This window comes from Gillisia sp. JM1, from assembly GCF_000424645.1.
Taxonomy (GTDB): Bacteria; Bacteroidota; Bacteroidia; order Flavobacteriales; family Flavobacteriaceae; genus Gillisia.
On the sequence record NZ_KE384218.1, the window covers coordinates 1,393,701 to 1,419,926 of the forward strand.

The 26,226-nt window shown below is 33.3% G+C and carries 19 protein-coding genes; 15 read left to right on the forward strand and 4 right to left on the reverse strand.

What is annotated here, in order from left to right; translation table 11 throughout:
* Positions 1-208: 208 nt before the first annotated feature.
* The gene (locus H033_RS0109515; protein WP_026838117.1) at positions 209-952 is read left to right on the forward strand and encodes a glycosyltransferase family 4 protein; all 744 of its coding nucleotides are present in this window, start codon (positions 209-211) and stop codon (positions 950-952) included.
* Between the two features lie 23 nt (positions 953-975).
* Here H033_RS0109515 and H033_RS0109520 read toward each other — a convergent pair whose 3' ends face one another.
* Positions 976-1,776: a formyltransferase family protein gene (locus tag H033_RS0109520; RefSeq protein WP_026838118.1), complete on the reverse strand. Its 801-nt coding sequence runs from the start codon at positions 1,774-1,776 to the stop codon at positions 976-978.
* Positions 1,773-3,083, reverse strand: a complete 1,311-nt coding sequence (locus tag H033_RS0109525; protein WP_026838119.1) for a DUF4910 domain-containing protein — start codon at positions 3,081-3,083, stop codon at positions 1,773-1,775. Before H033_RS0109525 ends, H033_RS0109520 begins: the two co-directional genes overlap by 4 nt.
* A gap of 83 nt (positions 3,084-3,166) precedes the next feature.
* Between H033_RS0109525 and H033_RS0109530 the strand changes: the two genes are divergently transcribed.
* The 9 genes from H033_RS0109530 (at position 3,167) to istB (ending at position 14,884) form a co-directional block, all read left to right on the forward strand.
* The gene (locus tag H033_RS0109530) at positions 3,167-4,351 is read left to right on the forward strand and encodes a glycosyltransferase family 4 protein (RefSeq protein WP_410503518.1); all 1,185 of its coding nucleotides are present in this window, start codon (positions 3,167-3,169) and stop codon (positions 4,349-4,351) included.
* A gap of 108 nt (positions 4,352-4,459) precedes the next feature.
* On the forward strand, positions 4,460-5,065 hold the full coding sequence (locus H033_RS0109535; RefSeq protein ID WP_026838121.1) for a sugar transferase: 606 nt from the start codon (positions 4,460-4,462) through the stop codon (positions 5,063-5,065).
* A gap of 2 nt (positions 5,066-5,067) precedes the next feature.
* Positions 5,068-5,667: an acetyltransferase gene (locus H033_RS0109540; RefSeq protein WP_026838122.1), complete on the forward strand. Its 600-nt coding sequence runs from the start codon at positions 5,068-5,070 to the stop codon at positions 5,665-5,667.
* 5 nt (positions 5,668-5,672) lie between these two features.
* Positions 5,673-6,830, forward strand: a complete 1,158-nt coding sequence (locus H033_RS0109545) for a DegT/DnrJ/EryC1/StrS family aminotransferase (protein WP_026838123.1) — start codon at positions 5,673-5,675, stop codon at positions 6,828-6,830.
* Positions 6,831-6,847: 17 nt separating this feature from the next.
* A complete protein-coding gene (locus tag H033_RS19895) occupies positions 6,848-8,860 on the forward strand; it encodes a polysaccharide biosynthesis protein (RefSeq protein ID WP_034886179.1) in 2,013 nt (670 codons plus the stop codon).
* 145 nt (positions 8,861-9,005) lie between these two features.
* Complete coding sequence (locus tag H033_RS0109555) at positions 9,006-9,662, forward strand: polysaccharide biosynthesis/export family protein (protein WP_231367587.1); 657 nt, start codon at positions 9,006-9,008, stop codon at positions 9,660-9,662.
* A gap of 6 nt (positions 9,663-9,668) precedes the next feature.
* On the forward strand, positions 9,669-12,071 hold the full coding sequence (locus H033_RS0109560) for an exopolysaccharide transport family protein (RefSeq protein ID WP_026838125.1): 2,403 nt from the start codon (positions 9,669-9,671) through the stop codon (positions 12,069-12,071).
* Between the two features lie 494 nt (positions 12,072-12,565).
* Positions 12,566-14,119, forward strand: coding sequence for an IS21 family transposase (gene istA, locus H033_RS0109565; protein ID WP_026838126.1), 1,554 nt, complete (start codon positions 12,566-12,568; stop codon positions 14,117-14,119).
* 24 nt (positions 14,120-14,143) lie between these two features.
* Complete coding sequence (gene istB, locus H033_RS0109570; protein ID WP_026838127.1) at positions 14,144-14,884, forward strand: IS21-like element helper ATPase IstB; 741 nt, start codon at positions 14,144-14,146, stop codon at positions 14,882-14,884.
* Positions 14,885-15,833: 949 nt separating this feature from the next.
* Here istB and H033_RS0109575 read toward each other — a convergent pair.
* Positions 15,834-16,580: a tyrosine-protein phosphatase gene (locus H033_RS0109575; protein ID WP_026838128.1), complete on the reverse strand. Its 747-nt coding sequence runs from the start codon at positions 16,578-16,580 to the stop codon at positions 15,834-15,836.
* A gap of 84 nt (positions 16,581-16,664) precedes the next feature.
* Between H033_RS0109575 and H033_RS0109580 the strand changes: the two genes are divergently transcribed.
* The 5 genes from H033_RS0109580 to H033_RS0109600 all read left to right on the forward strand — a co-directional run bounded on the left by H033_RS0109580 (position 16,665) and on the right by H033_RS0109600 (position 25,128).
* Positions 16,665-18,002, forward strand: coding sequence for a capsule assembly Wzi family protein (locus H033_RS0109580; RefSeq protein WP_026838129.1), 1,338 nt, complete (start codon positions 16,665-16,667; stop codon positions 18,000-18,002).
* 286 nt (positions 18,003-18,288) lie between these two features.
* Entirely contained in the window at positions 18,289-22,488 is a 4,200-nt protein-coding gene (locus H033_RS0109585) for a PAS domain S-box protein (protein ID WP_026838130.1), read from the forward strand.
* Positions 22,489-22,518: 30 nt separating this feature from the next.
* A complete protein-coding gene (locus H033_RS0109590; RefSeq protein WP_026838131.1) occupies positions 22,519-22,950 on the forward strand; it encodes a response regulator in 432 nt (143 codons plus the stop codon).
* A gap of 7 nt (positions 22,951-22,957) precedes the next feature.
* Positions 22,958-24,724 (forward strand): PAS domain S-box protein, encoded by a 1,767-nt coding sequence (locus H033_RS20955; RefSeq protein WP_051227857.1) that lies wholly within the window; start codon positions 22,958-22,960, stop codon positions 24,722-24,724.
* Complete coding sequence (locus H033_RS0109600; protein ID WP_026838132.1) at positions 24,724-25,128, forward strand: response regulator; 405 nt, start codon at positions 24,724-24,726, stop codon at positions 25,126-25,128. Before H033_RS20955 ends, H033_RS0109600 begins: the two co-directional genes overlap by 1 nt.
* Here the strand turns inward: H033_RS0109600 and H033_RS0109605 are convergent.
* The gene (locus H033_RS0109605; RefSeq protein ID WP_026838133.1) at positions 25,125-26,204 is read right to left on the reverse strand and encodes an endonuclease/exonuclease/phosphatase family protein; all 1,080 of its coding nucleotides are present in this window, start codon (positions 26,202-26,204) and stop codon (positions 25,125-25,127) included. The genes H033_RS0109600 and H033_RS0109605 overlap by 4 nt on opposite strands.
* Between the last annotated feature and the right edge of the window lie 22 nt (positions 26,205-26,226).

The following is a 26,226-nucleotide window of genomic DNA, read 5'->3' on the forward strand; positions in this document are numbered from 1 at the left end:
TAGAAGAAATTCATTCCATTTTAACAAGCTTATTAAGAAAATCAAAGAATTTAAACCTGATGTAATTCTAATTCAAATTGATTCGAATTTTCTTCAGATTAAAGAACTAAAAAGACGGTTTCCAGATTTAATTATTTGTAACCAAATTAATGGCTCGCCGTTTGATGAGCCATTCAAGAATATAGCTTTTGAGAATAAATTTTTAAATATGCAGTTACAAGCATATTTGAAATCAGATCTTAATATTTTCATATCTGATTTCTCTCGGAAACGAATTATGGGAGATCATGTTAATAATGATCGTGACATTGTAATCCATAATGGGACAGATCCTGATAAGTTCTTTCCAATATTAGATTCAGATTATTTGAGAGTAAAATGGAATTATCCGGTAGATAAATTCATAATAGGATATATTGGAACACTTGATTTTCACAAACAATTAGGGGTTTTAATTGATGTTTTCGATGAACTATTCAAAGATAATCCAAATCTATATTTGGTCATTATTGGCGATGGTCCAGCATTGGTTAAATTAACAGAAAAGGTGAATAATCTAGGCTTAACTCAAAATGTGGAATTGCGAGGTTGGATGCAGCATGAAGATATTAATGAGAATCTTAATTGTTTTGATTTGGCAGTGCACCACTACGCCAATACGTATATGAATCCCCTTAAGATATTCGAATATTTATCTGCCGGCTTACCTGTTATTGCTCCAGATATTCCTTCGGTGAGAACTATTTTTCGTGATAGGGAAGATTTGTTAATTACCGGGTCTTCTCATCATGAATTAAAGAAGGCCATGAATGAAATTCTAACTGATGAGGACTTAAGAAAGAAGTTAAGTAATAATCAGGACCTAATTCATGAGATCGAAGGGAATTACACCTGCAAAAAATACACAGACAGAATAATTAAAAATATTTCTAAGAAATTAAAGATCCATTAAAGTTGGCCTAGTATAGAAATAAATCATATTTTTTGTTGAATTAATTGAGGTTTACTTTGAACAAGTTCTCCGTCTAAATAAGCATTTACTACTTTATCTTCATATAATCCGTAGATCAATTTAAGATGTTGTGGTTTCCAATCCTTTTTTAACCATAATTTCCCTGTAGTTTTTTGATCAACAGCTTTTATACTTTTTGATTTGCTTATTAAGTTTAATAGAGGAACAATCGTTTCAAGAGCTATTTTTAAAGACTTACAGGATAATTGATGTAATCCATCATTATATTCTAAAATAGCAGGTGTTTGATGTATAATTGCACCCCCGTCAATTTTTGAATTTATATAATGGATTGTGCATCCGGTAAATTGTGGCTGCAGATGATAAGAGGGCCAAAAATGAGTAATGGTTCCTTTGTACCAGGGGGATAATCCACCGTGTATATTCCAAATTTCTTTAGGCGCAATAGATAAAAAATTATGCTGCAGAATTCCAATCCCAAAAGTTATCAGAATATCAGGTTGATTTTTTGCTACAAAATCGATTGTTTTTTGATGGTTTATTTCACCTGGGAGTATTTCTAATCTATTCTCAATATCAACTTTATTAATTTTTGAATCAAAAACTTCAACTTCAGCTTGATTTCTTTTTTCGAAATGCGTTACAAAATACTCTTTTGTTAAATCATCTAAATTTTCCGGAGCAAAAGGAATAAAATTTTCTCTTTTTTCAATAATTAAGGCATCCAAAAAACCATTTTCCTTTAACAAACGGATTAAGAATTTATGTCTGGGATGATTTCCTATAGCTAATAAAACCTTCATATTTTTTTGATTAATTTTTTTTCTTCCAAAATTCTCGCCACCCCATTAATATATTCTACATTTTCATTAATTAAATTCGCAATATCGGTTGTACTATTCAAACCGTCGGAATAACTAAGAAGGTACATTACTGCCTTTTGCTGTTTTTTACCATCCTTCAAAGCATCTCCTGAATTTTCTGTTCTGGTAGTATTTGAATTCATTGTAGGATACAAATTATGCTTACTAAGAAAGGATTCCCCGTAACCATTGCTATTCTGGTAGATGTCTAATTTTTCAATCTCGTTTATGTAGCTTAATATTTCTTTGCAACTTAACTCCAATTGAGAAAAATCCATAAATTCCTTGTTGTCTAAAGAGTTATGATATTCCGGGTGTTCTTCATAGATGGTCCTTCCTAATTGTCCAACAGGAAGATTGATCTTAGGAGAATTATATTGTCTTTCATCTGAGCCTCCCATCGGAGTGAAAGGCCTTATTTTTATTTTATTCTCCAAGCTTTTTCTCAAAAAGTATTTATCTAGTACCGAATTTGCATATTTAGTAGTTTTATAACTCAATCGAGAGTTCGGCCCTCCCAAGCAGTTCAACACTATCCCTCCAAGTAGGCTTTCTTTTAAATGCCCTAATTTCTGTGATAAATAAGATAAGGAACCAATGGTTTCAGGATTTATCACAAAGCGATAAGAAAATCGGCGATATTTTAGTTGTTTTAAATGAGTATAGAGGTAAAGCATTGTAAGCGGACCGCTCAATTCGTTATTTGCCATTGAAGGATGACAGAGGTAAGAACTTAAAAGAATTTCCTTTTTTGATTCCCCGGGAAGCAAACATTCCCCTATTCGGACAAAGCCTTTTTTGAACGTTGAGTTTATGAGAACTTTATATTTTCCCTCTCTTAATTTTTCATATTGAAGGTGAGACATACAAAAGCCCCAGTTCTTTTTATAATAGGAAGTTACATAAGGTATTGCTGTTGGTAATTCCGGAATTGTGAAAATATGATTCTTAAGCTCCTGAAATTCTATCAATCCTTCAATCGGAGCGGAATAATTTAGAACATGAAGGTTATTATCTTTATAATCTAAAATTTTTTTTCCTTCAAGGTCAATTATGTATCCGTCACTGATATTCCATTCTTCGGGAACCGTCCAGTCAAAAACCTTGCTGCCGCTTTCAATATCAATATATTTGAAAGGGATAACCTCTTTTAAAATCTCCAAGCTTTTTCTGTATCCTTCCCCTGTGATGGATCTTGCAATGGGGAAAAGCCGATCGAAATATTCTTCCAGTTGATCTTTAGTCATACTTACGAATAGAAAATATTATTTTTTGCAATTTATCAATTTTAAACTAAGTATGATTTGTATTATCCAAAATAAGGATATTTTTGCGTAAAAAGATTTTGCACAAACTCATACGCATTACTACCATTCCGTTATCCCTTGAAAAACTCTTAGAAGGGCAACTTTCCTTTATGAATAGTTATTACGAAGTTATTGCGATAGCGGCAGAAAAAGAACGTCTTGAAAAGTATGGAAGAGATAATTCTGTGAAAACGTTTTGGGTGAATATGACCCGAAAAATAACACCTCTTGAAGATCTAAAAGCGGTGCTTAAACTATATAGGTATTTCATAACTGAAAAGCCTCTAATTGTACATACGCATACTCCGAAAGCAGGAATTGTTGGAATGTTTGCTGCGAAATTAGCAGGAGTTCCAATTAGACTGCATACAGTGGCTGGATTACCCTTGCTTGAAACTACAGGAACTAAAAGAAAGATTTTAAATTTCGTAGAAAAGCTTACTTATAGCTTAGCGACTAAGATTTACCCTAATTCTTTTGAATTGAAAAAGATCATCCTTGATCACAAATTCACAACAAATAAAAAGCTTAAAATTTTAGGAAAAGGAAGCTCAAACGGAATAAATACTAAATATTTCGACCCAAAGTTATATTCTGAAAAAGATAATGAAATGCTTAGAAAAGAACTCAATATAAACAGGAGTGAGCTTGTCTATGTTTTTATTGGTAGAATAGTTTCGGAAAAAGGAATAAACGAACTAATTACAGCGTTTAAAAGACTATATAATACCAATCCTAATGTTAAGTTATTATTGGTTGGACTATTTGAAAGTGATCTGGATCCAATTGATGGTTCTAATTTAGAAATTATTAGGTCGCATAAAGGGATTATTTCAGTTGGTTATCAAGAAGATGTTCGGCCCTATTTGGCTATTTCAGATATTCTCACATTCCCAAGTTACAGAGAGGGCTTTCCAAACGTTGTTATGCAGGCAGGAGCAATGAATTTGCCTTCTATAGTTACCGATATCAATGGTTGTAACGAAATAATCAAGAATAATATAAATGGTATTATTATTCCTGTTAAGAATAGTAATAGTTTATATAATGCAATGAGTAAATTTCAAAATGATCCTTCCCTTTTAGAGGGCTTAAGGAAGAATTCAAGAGTTCATATCACTGCTAACTATGAAAGAAAGCAATTTTGGAATCTTCTTTTAGCTGAGTATAAAGAGCTGGAAAAGCAAAATAAGTCGAGTAGGGAGTAATAATATATTTACTGCAAAGAATTTAGTACTTTTGCTCGAATTTATCTCCGAATATTTTAATCAAACATGGATTGAGATATTCTATAATTTAAAACAGACTTATTGAAGATTTATATTTTATTTTTTAAACCATTTTGTGATTTTATTATTTCATTAGTGGCACTTCTAATTTTAAGTCCGTTATTATTAATAGCTATAATCCTCTTATTTTTGGCGAATAAAGGAAATCCTTTTTTTGTGCAGAAAAGACCTGGTAAAATTGGTAAAATTTTCAAGATTGTTAAATTTAAGACCATGACCAATGAGAAGGATTCTAATGGAATTTTACTACCGGATTCCCAAAGATTGACAGCCATAGGTAAGTTTATTAGAAAAACATCATTAGATGAAATTCCGCAATTATGGAATGTTTTAATTGGGGATATGAGTATTATTGGACCCAGACCTCTTTTGCCTCAATATTTGCCTATATATACAGCACATCAATATAAAAGGCACGATTTGAAACCGGGAATAACAGGTTGGGCGCAAGTGAATGGTAGAAATGCTATTAGTTGGACCCAAAAATTTGAATATGATGTTTGGTATGTTCAAAATGTATCTTTTTTGGTAGATATGGAAATCCTGTTTAAAACTGTTCAAAAAGTTTTGGTTTCTGAAGGCATCAATGCAGAGAACATGGCTACTACTGAACCTTTTAATGGAAATAATTAACTATGAATATTTACGGAGCCAGCGGTCATGGAAAAGTAATTATAGATATTGCTGAGTCAATTAATATTACTATTGATCAAATTTTTGATGACAATAATAAAATTGATTCACTCAACGAGCGAGCCGTTATTCATGACTTAAATACAAGCTTCTTAAATTCTGATACAATTATTGCCATTGGAAATAACAAAATTAGAAAGAGGGTTGCGGATTCGTTTAAGGGCAAAATTGCAGAGGCAATAATCCACAAATCGGCTATAATTTCCCCAAATGCAATTGTAGGGAAAGGCACAGTTATTATGCCTAATGCTTCTGTGAACTCTGCAACATCGATAGGAGAACATTGTATTATTAACACTGCTTCAACAATAGATCATGACTGTGTTTTAGGGAATTATGTTCATATATCCCCTAATGCAGCTATTGCTGGAAATGTTATTATTAATGAAGGAACTCACGTTGGTATTGGAGCCGTCGTTATTCCTGGTATAAAAATTGGTAACTGGGTGACCATTGGTGCTGGAGCTGTAATTATACGTGATGTTCCAGACCATGCAGTAGTAGTTGGGAATCCTGGTAAGATTATAAAGTATTTAAATTAAAATATATGGAACAGAGCAAAATATGGCTCTCTTCACCTCATATGGGTGGGAACGAACAAAAATTTGTAAATGAGGCTTTTGACGCCAACTGGATAGCACCACTTGGCCCAAACGTTACAGGATTTGAACTGGATATAGAAGGTTATTTATCGAACCCAAAAAATGAGGAAACTTCAGTTCATGTCGCAGCTCTAAGTTCAGGAACTGCTGCGCTTCATTTAGCTTTGATCTTGTTAGGAGTTAAGCCAGGTGATGAAGTGTTGTGTCAAAGTATGACTTTTGCAGCTTCAGCAAACCCTATTATGTATTTAGGAGCAACACCCGTATTTGTTGATAGTGAGAGTGATACTTTAAATCTATGTCCAATTCAGTTGGAGAAAGCAATTGAAGATAGGATTTCTAAAGGTAAAAAGCCGAAAGCTATTATTGCTGTTCATTTGTATGGCATGCCGTATAAAATTGATGAAGTTCAGCAAGTGGCTGATAAATTTGAAATTCCAATTATTGAGGATAGTGCAGAAGCATTGGGTAGTTCTTATAAAGGAAGAAAATGTGGTACTTTTGGGGAAATAGGAATATTATCTTTTAATGGTAATAAGATCATAACTACTTCTGGCGGAGGTGCTTTAGTCGCTAAAAGCAAGGCGGTTAAACAAAAAGCCATATTTTTAGCAACTCAGGCTCGTGATGATGCTCCACATTATCAACATACTGAAATTGGTTATAATTACAGATTGAGTAACATTTCAGCAGGTATCGGAAGAGGACAAATGGAAGTCTTGGATAAACATGTAAATTTAAGAAGAGAAATGAATCTGTTTTATCAGGATATATTCTTAAATATAGATGGAGTTACTGTCTTTTCTGAACCAAATGATGACTATTTTTGTAATAATTGGTTAACAATAATTTCTGTTGATGCAAAGGTTACTGGAAAAACAAGAGAACAATTAAGGTTATATATGGAAGGACTTAATATTGAATGTAGGCCTCTTTGGAAGCCTATGCATTTGCAACCAGTATTTAAAAACATGCCTTTTTATGGTGATGGTTTAGCGGAAGAATTATTCGAATCTGGTTTATGTTTACCTTCAGGTTCTAATTTAACTGATGAAGATAGAGAAAGGATAAGTTTTGGAATTAATGAGTTCTTTAGAGCATAGAAATAAATATTTTACTAATGGGTGAGCGTTTACTTTCAGCATTAAAATTAAGTTTGGCCGCTAAAGACAGCGCACTGAATTTGAGAAACTTAAAGTATCTCCCAAGATGGGCTGTCTTTCTTATTGATATATTTTTAGTCGCTGCATCCTCAATACTTACTATATTAATTATTGTAGATCTTACACCCAATTATTATACTTTATTAGAATTTCCAATAAAGGCTCTTATTGTTATTTTAATAAATATTCTCTTTTTCTTTGTATTTAAAACCTATGCTGGAATTATTAGGTATTCTTCCAATATAGATGCCTTGAAATTAATATTAGCGACCACATCTTCGTTTATAACTTTAGTTATTATTAACTATATCATATTTTTTGTCATTGGTCAAAAGATCTATTTAGTTGGAGGTTTACTAATCAATTTATGGATCTCATTTTCATTACTATTTTTATTTCGTCTAGGTGTAAAACAAGTTTATGAGTTTTATAAGATTGTTATGCGCGGTGATGAAATAAAAAGAGCCGTTATCATAGGAGCAGATGAGAATGCTATTTCTATTGCAGGTGCTTTAAATATTGAACATCCGCGAAGATTTAAAATTGTAGGTTTTCTAACAAAAACCAAGCATAATAATAGTATTAGAATTCTTGATAAACCTGTTGTAAAATATAGAACTACTATTCATAATCAGCTTAAAATTTTAAATGCTACAGCAGTTATACTTACTGAGCAAAATTGCACTTCAGAAGAAAAATTTGCACTGGTAGAAGATTGTTTAGAAAATGACATTCAAGTTTTTAATGCACCTTTAGTGTCTAATTGGGAAGACGATGATAAACCGATAGCACAGAAGATTAAAACTTTGCAAATTGAAGATCTTTTAGATAGAGAACCAATTGTATTGGATAGAGAAAATAAAATGGCTCAGCTCACTGGAAAAACAATTCTGGTGACTGGCGGCGCTGGATCTATAGGGAGTGAAATCGTAAGACAAGTTGCTCAATACAATCCTAAAAAGCTAATTATCTTAGATCAGGCAGAAACGCCTTTACATAATCTTCAACTAGAAGTAGAAGCCAAGTTCCCTGGTTTAAAATGTAGATTTATAATTTGCGATGTTGGAAATCAAAAAAGATTGGAGTTAATGTTTCAAAATCACAGTATAGATGTGGTTTATCACGCTGCAGCTTATAAACATGTTCCTTTAATGGAAGCAAATCCTCATGAGGCTATTTCCGTAAACATCCGCGGAACAAAGAATCTTGCAGATCTAGCTGTTAAGTATGATGTAGGACATTTTGTAATGGTTTCTACAGACAAAGCTGTAAATCCTAGTAATGTGATGGGAGCTTCTAAAAGAGCTGCTGAAATGTATGTGCAAGCGCTGTATCATAATCAAGCAAAATTTGATAAGAAAGAAACTAAGTTTATAACTACGCGTTTTGGTAATGTGTTGGGATCTAATGGCTCTGTGGTTCCTTTGTTTAGAAAACAAATAGAAAAAGGAGGTCCGGTAACTATTACTCATCCTGATATCATCAGATATTTCATGACAATTCCTGAAGCTTGCCAATTAGTATTGGAGGCTGGAACAATGGGGAAAGGTGGAGAGATCTTCGTGTTCGATATGGGAGAGCCTGTAAAAATCATGGATCTTGCTATTAAGATGATAAAGCTGGCAGGTTATACTCCAAATAAAAATATTAAAGTAAAGATTACCGGACTTAGACCAGGCGAGAAGTTATATGAAGAGTTATTAAATGATGAATGTAAAACTTTACCAACGCATCATAAGAAAATTATGATAGGTATAGATAAGATTCAGGATTATGAATTTATAAATTTGAAAATTGAGAAAATTATAAAGTCTTCTGAAAAATTAAAGAATGACAAAGTTGTTGCCAAATTGAAGGAATTGATTCCTGAATTTATTAGCAATAACTCTTCTTATCAGAGTTTAGATAAAATTCCATTTAAATTAAGAAAAGAACATATTTCTCGAGAACAAAATAAGACTGAAATATGATTGAATCAAAATCATATTATATTTGATACCTCAAAAGAATTCCATGAAAAATAAGATTGTTTTATTATTAATTAGTGCACTTTTTTTTAGCTGCTCCACAAAAAAAGAGATTTTATATTTTCAAAATCCTGAGAATTTAGAATCAATGAAAAAAATTAAAAATTTTGAGCCTGTTTTTGAGGTGAATGACATACTTCATATTAAAGTTTCTTCCATGAATGAGGAGGTCGCTGCTCCATTCCAAATGAGTACAGGAGGTCAATCTCAAGGTGGCGGTGGACAACAGAACCCTTCACTTATGGGGTATATGGTGGATGTAGACGGGAATATTCAATTTCCAGTTCTAGGAAAGATTGAGGTTGCCGGTAAAAGCAGAAGTGAATTTGAGGCTATTTTAACAGAAAAAATTCACCAGTATGTAACGGATGCAGTTGTAGCGGTGAGGTTATTAAATTTTAGAGTGGTAGTTTTAGGTGAGACTGGAGAATCTGTAGTTCAGGTTGAAAATGAACAAATTACTATTCCTGAATTATTTGCTACTGTAGGAGGTATTAGTTATGGTGGGGTGCGTGATAATATTATGATTATTAGAGAAGTGAATGGGATCAAAACTGTAGGCTATGTAGATATGACTAGTGCCGATGTTTTTAAAAGTCCTTTTTATTATTTAAAACAGAATGATATTGTTTATGTCGAGCCAAATTACAAGACTGTTAAGCAGGCTGGTTTCATTACTAGTTATACTGGGTTAATTTCAATAGCGACCACTATTTTTGGTTTAGTAATCTTATTTACGAGATAGCATTTAATGGAAGAATTACAAGATTTTACAGAAGAAAAGGAATCAAATTTTGATTTAAAAGCCGAAATATTTAAATATCTAGCCTATTGGAAATGGCTTGTATTAGGTTTTTTGATAGGGGGCCTACTTGCTTTTCTTTATAACAGGTATACAATTCCTCAATTTCGTACAGAGGCATCCATGATGATCCTGAACGAAGAAAAAAGTAATATGGCCAATGCATTACCATCTGGGGGAGGATCTATTTTGACTTTTGATGATAACTCCTTAGATAATCAGATAATTACACTTAAGTCTAAACGATTGGTGGAAAAAGTAGTTGAGGAGTTAAATCATAATATCTCATATTTTATTGAAGGAAATGTTATTACTACTGAAGCTTATAAGGATAGTCCTATAAGAATTCAGTTTATTTCCCCGGATAGTCTTGTCCAAAAAACATCAAGAACTTTATTTGTCACTCCTATCTCGGATACTGGTTTTATTTTAAATGATAGGGCTAATGGATATGAAAAAAATCATACAATTGGCGAGATAATAGATTTAGATGGCTTGAAATTCTCAATTGTACCGCAAACGGGAGGTGGTGAATCAATATTTAAAAAAACAAGAACAGTTCAAATAAATATAAGACCAGTAGATCAGGTTGCTGGCGATTATATTTCAGGGCTTGTAATTGTGCCAAAAGGTAAGGCCGCAGATATTTTGTCATTGTCTATTATAAAAGCCGAGAGCAAAAAGTCTGAAGATTTTTTAAATAATCTTATGTTCCAGTTTAATTCTGATGGGGTAATAGATAAAAGACAGGTTGCTTTAAGTACAACAGAATTTATTCAAGATCGTCTAGGGATAATTACTTCTGAATTGGACTCGGTAGAAGGCGGAATGGCAAATTTTAAAAGGGAGAATAAATTCATGGATGTTTCTTCTGGAGCACAAGAATTTTTAGCAAAATCTAGTCAAGCTGAACAACAAGTTTTTGATATTGAGACACAATTAATGATCATTAGATCTGTTGAGAATTTACTAGATTCTCGAGATAGTTATGAATTGTTACCATCAAATATAGGCGCAGAAGGAGGTTTGTCGGGGTTTATGTCGACTTATAATGCTTTGGTTTTGGAAAGGAACGCCTATCTGAGAAATGCAACTACTAAAAACCCCGCAGTAGAATTAATTACTTCTCAATTAAATTCTCTAAAAGAAAATTTAAGAGATAATATTGATAGTCAAAAGCGATCATTAAATATTCAATTAAATGAATTAAATCAATTAGATAGATCATCTCAAAGTAAATTTAGCAGCTTTCCTGGAATGGAGAAAGGAATGCGGGGAATTGAAAGGCAACAACAAATTAAAGAACAGTTGTATTTATTCCTTCTGCAGCGCAGGGAGGAAGCCGCAATAGCATTTGCAGTTACCGGTCCAGTAGCTAAAGTAATCGATCCGGCTTATACAATACCTTCAGCCGTTGACCCTAAACCTTGGCTTATCTTAGCTGGAGGGTTTTTAATCGGACTTTTATTGCCATTACTTATACTTTTTGGGAAATTTATGCTAGACACCAAAGTGCACCATAAGGGTGATTTGGCACCTCTCATAAAAAACATACCTTTTCTTGGAGAAATCCCAAGGATCAATGAAGGCTTGGAAGAAACTATCCAATTAAATGATAGATCACCATTAGCTGAATCCTTTAGGATATTAAGAACAAACCTCGCGTATTTATTAAAGCCCAAATCTGAAAATAAGGGTGAAATAATTTATGTGACATCTACAATCAAAGGAGAAGGGAAAACCTTCATTTCTTATAACTTAGCTAGAACTCTGGCTACTACTAAAAAGAAAGTTGTAATAGTTGGAGCGGATATACGGAACCCGAAATTGCATAAATATATGGATGTACCAAGGGATTCCAAAGGCCTTTCCGATTTTTTATATAACTATGAGCTTTCATCTAATGATATTATTTCTAAATCTATAGATAAAGATATTGAAGTAGATATTGTACTGTCGGGCTCAATTCCTCCAAATCCTGCAGAACTTTTTATGAGCGATCGAATGAAAAGTCTATTAGAAGAATTATCTTCAAATTATGATTTTGTTGTTGTAGACACAGCTCCAACTATGATAGTCACAGATACTCTTTTAATTAGCCCATTAGCAGATACAACTTTATATGTTACGCGAGCAGGTTATACTGAGAAGAAGCTTTTAGAGTTTCCGAAGGAACTTAAGCAACAAGGTAAATTGAAAGGTCTTGCTATAATTTTGAATGATGTAGATTATTCAAAATTCTCTTATGGTGCAAAATATGGTTATTCTTATGGTTACGGGTATGGTTACGGCGTAGATGAAGAATCTAGATTGAAAAAAATATGGAATAAAGCTAAAAAGAAATCTAGCTAAAACTTCTTCGTATATCTGAAATTAATAATAAAGTGGTCTTGGTTAAGCTGTGTCTATAGCTATTAGAATTGATTCAGAATCTCATCCTGTTATTGAAAATCATCAACTTTAGGATGACAATCTGAATTAGGTTATCATTGATGTATTTTATAAGTTACTGATTTATAGATAGTTGACACGCCTTATTCTTTGCAAGTTTTTAATACGCTTTTTGTTATCATTGAGGTTATTTCAAGAATTTGGAAAACACTCCTTTTAGTCGGTGGATATTACGGTTCGAATCGTGCCAGGCAAAACGGTCTTAGGGTGCCAGGTAAAACGGTTCAAATGATGCCACTTTTGGTTAATTTAAATTGTAATGATTTACGGTTTGAATGATGCCATTTTTTAGGTTTGAATTCCTTTCGATGAATTTCCAGCTGTTTATTACGGTTCGAATGGTGCCACTTTAAAAGATCAAGTAAAAACTACCTTGTCGCTAAAAACACAGCGATATGGCCAATAAACTTGATCCAATGGACTTGAAACAAATTATCACCTTACATCTTGATGGGGTCAGTAACCGTAAAATTGGCTCCACTTTAGGAATCTCACGCAATACTGTAAACATCTATATGAAGCTGTTCACGGCAAGCGATTATTCTTTTATAGAATTGCTTTGTTTTGATAATGCAGCCTTATCTGAATTGTTTTCCTCGCACACTACTATTGATGTTGAGCGCCAAAATGAGCTGATGTTATACTTTGAGGGGGTCAATAAAGCCCGGAATCATCCCGGCTTTACCTTCTTGTATCATTACCAGCAATATGTCCAGTTAGCTGAGGATCCCTATAGTTATACCCAATTTTTAGAACATTACCGGCGAAAATATGCCAAGGCAAAGGGTTCTATGAAACTGGAACATGAGGCCGGAAAAGAGATGTTTATAGACTTTGCCGGGAAGAAACTTCATATAGTTGATAAAGAAACCGGAGAAATCATTCCAGTGGAAGTATTCGTTGCCATCCTTCCCAACAGTCAATATACGTATGTGGAAGCCTGTTTGAGTCAGAAACGAAGAGATCTCATTGCCTGCTGCACCGGTGCCTTAAATTTTTACGGGGGAGTTCCCAAAGCTATTGTGTCTGATAATCTAAAATCAGCGGTTACAAGGGCCAGTAAATATGAGGCGGAGATCAATCGCACCTTTAAAGACTTTGCACGTCACTATAACTGTGTGATCAATCCAGCACGGAGTTATGCTCCCCAGGATAAGGCTTTGGTGGAGAATGCGGTGCATCTCACGTATCAACGGATCTATTATCCCCTTCGGGAGATGACCTTCTTTTCTTTAGAGGATCTTAACCGGGAGATAAGAAAATTATTGATCAACTATAATAACTTACTGTTTAAACGCAAAGAGGCAAGTCGTATTGAACTTTTTCAGTCAGTTGAACGCCAGTATTTAAAACCACTTCCCTCAAGTTCCTATGAGCTGAAGGATTATAGAAAGGCGAAAGTTCAGAAAATGGGATATGTTTACTTCTCTCCCGATAAGAGCTATTATAGCGTACCCTACCGGTATATTGGAAAAGAGACTTGCATTCATTACACCAAAGATATGATAGAGGTTTATTTCTATCAGGAAAGAATAGCACTACACCAGCGTAATTTAACCAAGGGGAGTTACATCACCAATACTACGCATCTCAGTAGCACTCATAAATTTTATTCCGACTGGAATCCGGAATTCTTCAAAAAGAAAGCAGCCCCTCATGGGGCATATGTACTGAGGTGTATAGAGAGAATTCTCACCTCCCATGACTATCCTGAAATAGGTTATAAACGTGCTATGGGAGTCATTCAACTTCACAAAGCCTATGGCTCGGAAAGACTCAATAACGCCTGTAAAAGAGCGCTGGAGGGAGAGGCATCATCTTACCAGCATATAAAGAATATCCTAAAAAACAATATGGATAAAGCATCTTTGTTTTACCAGGACCTGGAACAATCGAAAGCTCATATCCCGGTTCATCCTAACATACGTGGTGCCTCTGCATACAAATAACATTCACTAATTAAATTAAAAATAATGAACAACAATCAGACAATTGAAAAATTAAAAGCAATGCGATTGGGCGCTATGGCCAATTTACACCTTCAGCAAATCAAAGATAACCGGTTAGATGGAATGACCTGTGATGAGTACCTGGCACTGCTTACAGATCATCAATGGGAAGACCGGGAGAACAAGAAAATTGATCGTCTTTTAAAGCAGGCCAGCTTTAGACAAAATGCAAATCTTGCTGATATTAATTACTCCCCTGACAGGAACCTGGATAAGAATATGTTTGCACGGCTAAGTACGCTTGATTTTATAGCCCGCAAGGAAGGTCTTATTATTTGTGGGGCATCGGGAGTTGGTAAAAGTTATCTCGCTCAGGCATTAGGGCATCAGGCCTGTCTCTCTGGTTATAAGACCTTATATACTATTACCGCAAGAATATTTAAAAAACTAAAACTCAGTAAAGTGGACGGAACCTATTTGAAGGAGCTGGAGAAATTGATAAAAACCGATTTGCTTATTCTTGATGATTTTGGGCTGCAGGCTTTTGATAATCAGGACAGGGAAACACTTATGGATATTATTGATGACCGCCACAATAAAAAAACTACTATAATATCATCACAAATACCTGTCTCTGCATGGTATGAAATTATTGGAGGGGAAGGGACTCTGGCCGATGCGATATTAGATAGAATCGTAAACGCTTCTCATCGTATCGACTTAAAGGGAGAATCTTTAAGAAAAGGAATCCTAAGGAAGGAATAACATTAATTTTTTATATAATTGCAGTATCTTTTAAAGTGGCACTGTTTGACCGAAATCAGTGGCATGGTCCCTCCGAAATACCCAGTCGGTAATGATTTGTGTAATTTTTAAGATTATTCATTTTTTTGCCTGTCCAAAAAAACGAACCAAAAAAAGGACACTTTTTTGTAGGTGTTTCAAATTATACTACCGCATAATTTGAATCGTACTTCGACGGCTAAATTTTCTCCAAGGCTTCGAAAATTTTACGCCGTGGAAGCACTACACTTGCAAAAAAGAAGTTCCTAATAAGATAAATCAGTTAGAAACAATCATACGTCATAAACCTACGCTAGATAATTTATTTATCACGGCTCTCAGGGTGACGATACTGTTTTAACTGCCGTCATGCTTTCCCGATTCTTCGGGAGATTCAGCACCTTTCATACGTCAGTTTCCTACACTAGATATTTTTTTTATCACGGCTCTATCATTGACGTGATTGAGTAACTATTTAAATATCAAATAATTAACTTAGTCCTTTAACAGTATCTTTTTTCATTTTCTTTGTTCGCCCAAAGAAAACGAAACAAAAGAAAAGGCACTTTTTCCAGAGGTATTTTTCAGCAAAGCTGAAAACCAGTTTTATTTAGCTAAAATCTTTCCAAGGCTTCAAGATTTTTTAACACAAAATAAAACTTATACTGCGGAAAAAGATTTCAAAGCGCTGCTTTGGAACGTCAATATCGCCGTTTTCAAAGTTTTTGAATAGGGTCTCAGGGTGACGATACTGTTTTAACTGCCGTCATGCTGTCCCTAGTCTTCGGGAGATTCAGCACCTTTCAAAAGCAGCAAAGATCATATAACGGGTTAATTAAAAGAGATTCTAATACTTCAATTTACTACGCTATATTAATTTTTTTATCACTGGTCTCAGAGTGACTATGACAATAACATACTTAACGGACAATCATAAAAACCTCTCTTTTGTTTTGGAGATTATATTAGTTATAGAGTCTTTTGTTTTCTTTTGGATCGTTATCGTCTCGATCTTTTCTAAATGTTGTAATCTATGAGTATCACTGCCAATAAAATCTATCATGCCGTTCTCTAAGAGCTTATATGCGATTTTTTGCATATTGGTTCCGTAATGTGGAGTCAGAGACAAAGTGTTCAATTGAAATAAACAACCTCTATTTTTTAATTCTTCATATTTAGATAAGTCTTTGGTATGATAAAAAGCATATCTCTCAGGGTGTGCTAGAACAGGTTTATAGCCATTGGTTTGAAGTTTAAATAAAATATCGTTGAGATTGATCGGAGCCTGAAAATAGGACATTTCAACAAGCACCATGTTTTCCTGCAGACTTAGAAGTTTTTCGGTTTTCATTAGCTCTAAGAAATTTTGATCCATCATATATTCTGCAGCAAACCGGATTTCAGTATTTTTTAAACTTTTGTTTTCACTAATTTCTTTTTTTAAAAGAGTTAAGGCAGAATTAATTGTCTCATGCGTGTTTGGATAATAATCGTTCATTATATGCGGAGTTGCAATAAACTTAGTGATCCCTAGATCCCTAAATTTCTCCAGTAAGCCAATTGATTCTTCAACGTTTTGAGCCCCATCGTCTATTCCTGGTAAAATATGATTGTGGATATCTGTTATCCCTTCTAGGTGGTCTATTAAAAAATCTTTCTTTCTGAAAATTGAAATCATAAAGTTGAGTTATATCGCATAAAATTACATATTTTTAACTCTAAAACTAGATGCTGAGCATCTTTAGCCTTATTTAAATTCCATATGAGACACTCTTTAACTGCTCTTTTAATTCTAAGTTGTTCTTTTTTACTTCATGCTCAGGAAATAAAATATGAAGGTTTCGGTTCCTTAACAGGAATTATGTATTCCCAAAATGAATCGCCATTCTGGATGCATTCTAACCAAAGGGGAAGAATCGATGAGGCAAGTAATGTGTCTGCTTTCTTTAGTGGTAAGGCAACCTATCAATTTTCCCAAAATGCCATACTTGAAGTTGGGATTGGTGGATTGTTTCATGATGGTTATACCGAAAAGCTACAGTTAGATGAATCCTATATAATGCTTGAAAATAAATGGCTAAAGGCTTATGCAGGAAGAAAGCAAAAAGAACTCCTATATGATGGACTAAGTGCCAGTAATCAAAACATTCTTTGGTCCTTAAATGCAAGACCTTTACCAGGGATAAGTTTGTCCCTAATGAATCCAGTTCGAATTAGTAAAAAATTAGGTTTAAGCATAGATGCTACATTAGAAGAATTTATAACCGATGATGAGCGTTATGTAGAAAACACGAGAATTCATCATAAAAGCTTCCATGTAATTTTTGATAAATTAAATAATTTTGAAATAAAAGCAGGACTTCAACACTTTGTTCAATGGGGAGGAACATCTCCAGATTTTGGTGAGTTGCCAAGCAGCTTTGGAGATTATGTTGATGTTTTTACAGGAAAAGAAGGAGAAGATACCGTTGGTGGTCAAGAGGCAAATGCTCTTGGAAACCATTTAGGAAGTTATGAGGTTTATATAACTACTTCAGTAAACGATTATAAAGTCGAAATTTTGTATAATCACTTGTTCGAAGATGGTTCTGGAAGAGTTTTAAGAAACACTCCTGATGGGAGATATGGTGTTTTTGTGAAAAGCCCAGATTCAGATAACTTTATCAATTCTGTTATGTATGAGCTTTACTACACCAAAGATCAAAGTGATGATGATATAACTACAGATGGAAATGATAATTACTTTAATAATAATTTATATAGATCTGGTTGGACTTACGAAAGTAGGATTATAGGTGTGCCGTTTATAACCTTAGACGATAATAGGTTTAGAATAAATAACAACAAAATTATCGTGCATCATATTGGTTTATCTGGAGTGGTAGGAGATTTGCCTTATAAGCTTTTAACAAGCTATAGAAAGAACTATGGCGCGAAAGGAGCAGGTAATTTTAAAAAGAGCACTATTCTATCTACCTACTTGGATCTCAAAGTTTGGCAAGACCTATTTGATATAAACCTCCAGTTAGGTGCAGACCTTAATTCTATAGCTGCTCCTAATTTTGGTGCGGGGGTTCAGATAAGTAAAAAATTCTTTTAATCCCTCATTGAGGGTTTAACCCGACTGAACGGCTGGGCAGGTTCCCCGTCCCGAACTATTTGGATAACTCGAATTTCAAAAGGATCTTCCTCCCGAACAACCGGGATATAGCTCATGGGCTTGACCAGGGTTCTTGATCTTGAATTCTACCAATAGGATTCTTTAGCTCGAGGTAAAAGAACATTGTCAAATCACGACACATTTACTTACTTCAAAGTTTTTGTTTTCTAGGAGAAACTTTTCTATCTTTTAGCATTTGAAGTCCACCTTACCCTAACCAATACCTATGCCCAGTCAAAATTTTGAAAAATTAAAGAGAGAGTCCTTAATCTCTGAAATTTTAAATAACGAACCTTCGAATAAATTAAGAAGCAAACCTGAATATTCTCTTTTTGTTGATCTGAATGGAAGAATTGAGATTATTAATTCTGAAACAGCTGACTTTTTAGAATTCCATTTCAATTTATCTTTACAAGAAAAGGAGAGCCTATTTGAAATCATTCCATTAGAATCTTTAGAGGAATTTTTAAATCAGTTTAACGAAGCTTTAGCTGGATATTCAACTAGTGTTACAATTAAAAGCAGTTCTACAAATAAAGATATTCAGTTCAGGAAAACTCTTGTTGAAAAAGCTGAGATTAAATTCATTGAAATTCGTATCACAACTTCTGATGCAATTAATTATGGAACAACTACTTCAATTTCAAAAGAATCAATTCAAGAGGTTGAGATTTTAAATGAAACTTCTCAAGTTTTTGAATCTTTATTTAATAATCACCCAGACGCTGTTTATTCTTTTGATCTACAAGGAAATTTTATTTCTGCTAATGAAAGCGCTTGTAAAATGACTGAAATTTCAAATTCAGAATTATTAAAGCAAAGTTTTTTACCACTTATTCCCGAGAAAGATCAAGAAATGGTGCTCAATCATTTTCTAAAGGCCGTAAAAGGTGAATTTCAGAATTATAATACTGGAATGAGGAGTTTTAAAGGAACTGAAATAGTAATAAATATAACCAATTTTCCAATTATAATAAACGGAAAAATAATAGGTGTTTTTGGTATTGCAAAAGATATCACTGAAGCTGAATTAACTAAAAAACGATCAAGAGATCTGGAACATCGCTATAAAACGATTCTTGATCAATCTTTAGATGTTATCTGCACAATTGATGAAAACGGGTGTTTTGTTCATATAAATGAGGCGTGTTTTGACATGTGGGGTTATAAACCTGAAGAACTATATGGTAAAGCTTACATGGAATTTGTTTTACAGGAGGATTGGGAAACCACAATTGTTGCTGCTCAAGAGATCATGAGCGGGGATAATAAAACTAATTTTTCCAATAGATATCTTAAAAAAGATGGTTCTATTGCGCCCATGGTATGGTCCGTTCGTTGGGTTGAAGAAGAGCAATTAATGTATTGTATTGCAAAAAACGCTTCAGAAATGAATGCTGTTAGATCTAAACTGGAAGAAGAACGAAATATTTTAAGAGCGATCATTGATAATATACCCGATTATATCTTTGTTAAAAATAGAAGGGATGAATTAATTCTTGCTAATAAAATGTTTTATTCAGACTATTTTGGGAAAGGAACCGAAGCTGAATTACTAAATTTAAAACCTACAGAATATTTATCGGAGGACTATGGCAAGGAGATTACAAGGGATAACAAATCGGTAATGGAAAATGACCTCGCTGTTATCAATCGCAAGGATGTTGTTTATGATCATAGAGGAAAAAAAGAAGTGATTTTACTCACAAAAGTTCCTTTTAAAACAAAAGAAGGTGATGTAATTGGCTTGGTAGGAATTGCTCGGAATATCACCGAAAATTATGAATTTGAACAAGAACAAGAATTAATTTCAAAATTAATTAATTCTTTAAGTGCATCTAAAAACTTAAGACAAGGATTGAGCGATACTATCCAAACAATTTCCGAGTATTTTAATTTCGATTTTGCTCAGGCTTGGGAAGTTGGGATAATAGACGGTAATTTAAAAGAACTTGTAAATTATAAGAAAGAAGAACATGTAACTATAAGCAAAGAGGTTATAAACATATTGTCATCAAAAAGCCTTCCTAAGACTGTATTAGAATCTCAAACCTCAGAAATTTCATTAGTCTTAGAATCCAATAGTATCCTTTTAGGAGTGCCTATAGTTTTTGATAAAAAGGTAATACAAGTGCTCACGTTTTATGGTATAAAACGAGATAGAGAAGTTGGCTTAATAAAGGATATAATAAATAGATTAAGCTTGCAGATTTCCAGTGATATCCAAAGGAAGATTACCGAATCTCAACTTAATAATCTTTTCAAGTATTCCCCTAATTTAATTGCGGTTATCGGGCTGGATGGATATATGAAGAAAGTAAGCCCTTCTTTTACTAAAATATTTGGATACTCTGAAGAAGAACTATTAAATACCCCTTATCATGAATTCTTGCATCCTGAAGAAGTAAGTGTCTCCTTTAAAAGGCTAAAAGAAGTGACCCAAGGCTATATTCCTAGATCTTATGAGGGTAGGTGCAGGACTAAGGATGGAGATTGGAAATGGATTTCCTGGACTCCTTCAGAAATAATTTCAGATGATGGTGTGATTAATCTTTTCGGTCTTGATATAACACCATTAAAAACAGCAAATTTAGAAATGCTGAAATTCAAAAATGTAATTGAAAGTTCGTCAGAAGGAGTTACTATTTTAGATTTAAAATCAGGAGATGTTTATCTAAACAGTTCCTTTAAAAAAGCATTAGGCTATAACGAAGAAGAACTTAATCAAATAACAAAAATTAAGAACGCTTATAGAAATGAAAGTCAAGGAGAAGAAGTTTTTAATCAACTTTTAAATGGGAAATCATGGAATGGAGACATTCAACTCTTAAATAAATCTAAGAAAGTTTTAGATTATCAGTTTAGTGGGGGACCTATATTTAATCAGAATAATGAAATAATTGCAGTATATGGCATTCATACAGATATCACAGATCGTAAGAATTATGAGAAAGAATTAAAGCAATTCAACAATCAGGTAAATAATATTCTGGAAAGTATTACAGATGGTTTTTTCTCTATAACTAAAGATTGGATAGTAACTTACTTTAATAAAGAAGCAGAGAAATTATTGCGGATCTCCAAAGATTCTATATTAGATAAATATTTATGGGATTTCTTTCCAGAAGCTAAAGATTCAGGATTGCACAAAAATTATTTGAAAGCATTAGAAACAGGTGAAAAAGTTTCTTTTCAAGATTATTTCAAAAAATACGACACTTGGTTCGAGGTAAATGCCTATCCCAGTGCGTCTGGGCTTTCTATTTACTTCAAAGATATCACCACTAAAAAGCGGGTAGACGAAGAGATTAGAATTGCTAAAGAGCGTTACGATCTTATTACGAAAGTAACTCATGAAGCAATTTATGATTGGGATATTCCCAATAATACTATGGAATGGAGTATGGCTTATTTTAGTACCTATGGATATGAAATCCCTGAATTGGATAATGGATTAGAGCATTGGGAGAATCAATTACATCCGGACTATAAGGATGAAGTAATTCTAAGTTTAGAGAATGCTCTTAAGGACAGTTCTGTAAACTTTTGGGAATATAGCTATAAACTGTTAAAAGCAAATAAAGAAATTTCTATCGTAATGGATAGAGGTTTAATTACAAGAAATGACGAAGGCGACGCTATTAGAATGATCGGTTCTCTTCAAGATATAAGCCAATTAAAGCAAAATGAGATTGCATTAGAGCAATTGAATTCTGAATTAAATAACAGGGCAAATGAGTTAGCAACATCAAATGCCGAATTAGAACAGTTTGCGTATATAGCTTCTCATGATTTGCAAGAACCATTACGGATGGTAACCAGTTTTTTAACTCAGTTAAATAAAAAATATAAAGATCAATTAGACCCCAAAGCTCAGCAATACATTTATTATGCTACAGATGGGGCAGTAAGAATGAGACAAATTCTATTAGATCTCTTAGAATATTCTCGGGTTGGAAGAATGAACTACCAGCTCGAGGAAATAGATCTAAATATAATGCTTGAAGAAATTATTAAGCTTCATAAAGACTTGATCTCTGAAGCTAATGGAAAGATTTTATATAAAGACTTACCTAAAATTTATGCCGCATCCAGTCCCTTGCAACGAGTCTTGTCTAACTTAATTACCAATGCATTAAAATATCAGAATTCAGAGAATAAGGCTGAAATTAAAATAGAAGTTTTTGATACCTTGTATTTTTGGCAAATAGATGTCACAGATAACGGAATTGGAATTGAAGAGCAATTTTTTGAAAAGATATTTGTGGTATTCCAAAGATTGCATAGTAAAGATAATTACTCTGGTACAGGCATTGGTTTGGCAATATGTAGAAAAATTATTGAGAATCATGGAGGAAAGATTTGGGTAAGTTCCAAAATGAATAAAGGAAGTACCTTCCATATTACAATTAAAAAACAAAATTAGTATATTTGAGAGCCCTTTAAAAATAACCCTATGATCCCTATAAATATTTTACTTATTGAAGATAATGAAGGAGATATACTGTTAACAAAAGAAGCTTTGTTAGAAGGCGATATTTTGAAAGAATTGCAAGTTGTAAAAGATGGTTGGGAAGCCTTGTTATATTTGGAAAAGAAAGATAAGTATAGTACAGCAATAACTCCAGATCTTATTTTGTTAGATATAAACCTTCCCAAAATGAATGGTTATGAGGTTTTAAAGGAAATCAAGTCTAATAGCAACATTAATCATATCCCCGTGATAATGCTAAGCACCTCGTCTTCCAGCATTGATATAAACCAATGTTACAAAAACCAAGCTAACTGTTATATAACCAAACCTGTAGATGCAAATGATTTTTCTAAGGTTATCTCTTTAATAGAAACATTTTGGTTAACTACTGCAAAACTACCAGTTAATAAATAGATTTTATATGACGGAGCGTGGCGAAGTTTTGAATATTCTTGTAATAGAGGATCATATAGGAGACTATATTTTAATTGAAGATTATCTTGGAGAAGAGCATTTACAAATTAATTTAACTCGAGCTACTACTTTTCAAGAGGCTAAGGGTAAGTTGGTAAATACTCATAACTACAAAGTTATTCTGTTGGATTTATCCTTACCAGATGTAGAGAATAATGAAACTTTGGTGAAAAACATGGTTTCATTATCTAGGAATATTCCAATAATAGTTTTAACAGGATTTTCGAACAAGGAATTTGGTGTTAAAACACTTTCTCTTGGTATTTCAGATTATTTACTAAAAGATGAGCTAAGCGCTCCTCAGCTTGCTAAAAGTATATACTACAGCATAGAGCGTAAAAACATTGACTTTAAATTAAACGAATCTGAAAGAAAGTATAAAGCATTATTCGATTTCAGTCCCTACCCAATGTGGGTTCTGGATAAACACACTTTAGACTTTCTCAAAGTAAATGATGCGGCAATAAAATTGTATGGATATTCAGCAAATGAATTCCTAAGCATGAATGTGCGTGATCTTTGGGTGGCTGTTATAAGAGAGGAGATACAACGTACTTGGAAAGAAAATTATCATGAAAAGTTTAACACGAGTTTAAAACATCTTAAAAAAGATGGTTCTATAATTTATGTAGAAATTTTGAGTAACCCGATAGATTTCGATGGAAGAGAAGCACGTGTTACACAAATTAAAGATATTACAGGTCAAATGGAAGCCGAGCAAGCTTTAAAAGCTAGTGAAAAACGTTTTAAAGCGCTTGTACAAGATGCATCAGACCTAATAATGATTATGGACTTTTCTGGTGCTTTATCTTACGTAAGTCCTTCTTCTTCACAAATGATGGGCATTTCTGATTCTGATATGATCAAAAATAATTTTTTCCATTATATTCATAAAGACGATGTTGAAAGTGTAAAAGAATATTTATTAAAACTAAAGGATAATAAACGAATTCAAATTCCTTCTTATAGAATTAAATCTTCAGATAATAAGTGGCGTTATATAGAGACTATAGTAACCAATTTAAATGATGATCCTTCTATTAATGGATTGGTTGCCAACTCTAGAGATATTACCGAATTTATTAAACAAGAAAAAAAATTAATACATAGCTTAAAGCGCTACGATATTGTTGCCAAAGCAACTAGTGATACTATTACAGATTACGATGTAGTGAATGATAAAATGTATTACAATGAAGGAATAGAAAGTGTTTTTGGCTATTCTAAAAATGATGTTGAAAACACAGGTGGTTGGTGGAATGAAAGATTACACCCAGAAGATAGAGAACGAGTAAGATTTTATTCTGAAGACGTTAAAAATGCGAAATCTAGAAATATTCAAATTGAATATAGGTTTAAGTGTGCAGATGGTAGTTATAAATATGTTTTAGATAGAAGTTACTTAATAACAGATGAGAAAACGAACACCGTACGTATTATTGGTGCTATGCAAGACATTACGGAAATTCAAAATTATATTCAAACTATAGAAGATCATAATAGCAGACTAAAGGATATTGCATGGACGCAGTCTCATGTAGTGCGAGCTCCTTTGGCAAGGATCATGGGATTAGTAGATTTAATTCAAAGCTATCCAGATGTCGATGAGCAATCTCAATTACTAGAGCATATTAACACTTCAGCCAAGGAATTAGATGATATTATTCGAAATATAACAAGGAAGACTGAAGATGTAACTTTAAATCCCCGATAATGCTGAAAGTATTGATAATAGATGATGATGATATTGTTAGATTAGTTCAAGGCAAATTACTGCAAAATTGTAAGGTTACTAAGGAACCTATAAAATTTAAAGGAGCATTTGAAGCAGTTGAATATTTAAATTCTGCATCTACAGAGCATCATTATTTATTGATGTTGGATATTAATATGCCAATCATGAATGGATGGGAATTCTTAGATGAGATCGAAAAAATGTCAATAAAAGAGAATGTTTATGTTTTGATGGTATCTTCTTCTATAGATTATAATGATAAAGAAAAGGCGAAAAAGTATAATAAGATCATCAATTTTATAGAAAAGCCAATTACGGTAAAAAATTGTGAGCAACTCAAAGAGTTACCTATTCTCAAACCTTTTTTCCCTCAAGCAAATTAAACATCTGTTTCAGTAGGATGGCCATTATTTATTTTCTCTTCGGCCCATTCTTCCTCTTCTTCATCTGCTCCTTCAGGCTTTTCTTGAAATCTTTCAGCTCTAGGTTCATAATTCAATTTAATGAACATTGGGAAGTGATCTGATTCTATACTTTTTAGGCGTTCAATTTCTACTAAAGTAAAATCCGAAGTATGGAAAACATGATCCAAGGGCCACCTAAGGAATAAATATTTAGTATTAAATGTATTAAAGAACCCTCTCCCTAATCTAGGATCCATTAAACCACTTATCTTTTGGAATAATCTTGTAGTACGAGACCAAGCCACATCATTTAGATCTCCTAAAACTAATACTGTTTCCTTGTCTTTTTTAACATCTCGGCCTACAAATAGCAGTTCTGCATCTCTGTTGGTAGAAGTGAGATCTTCTGAAGGGCTTGGCGGTTTAGGATGTAAGCAGTGGATTTTCACAACATGGCCATTTGGTATAATAACATGGCCATGAATAGAGGGGATCTCCTCATCTATAAGATATTTAACCTGTATGTCTTTTAATTCCAATTTAGAATACAAATGCATTCCGTATTGATTTTCCAGCGGAACTTTAACTGTGTATTTATAATCTTTTTCTAGTTCACTCAACCCAGATTCCCATTTATTATCTGTTTCTAAGGTGAGTAAGAGATCTGGCTTCTTACTTTTTACCAGATCGATTAATTTATCATGCCTATTATTAGTAGAAAGAACATTACTTACCAATATAGAAATATGATTTTTGGTGTCGTCACCATTAAACGATTTTACCGTTTTTTTTGCTAAAGTAGTGTATGGGTAAATTCTTACCGCCTGATAAAACAGACTAAAGATTAAGAGAACAACTAAACTAATTTCCCATCCATTACTTACATCAACAAATAAGAGGTAGGCTATTAAAATAGAAATTATTAAGAAACTGATTTGTATTCTTGGAAAATCGAATCCGCGAACCCACCAGTGGTCAAATCTTGTAATGGAAGCTAGTGTTGGAACGAGCATGATTATCCCTAAAATGGTAACTATAATTTCTGAAACTTCCATTATTCTGAATTAGTACAATTAA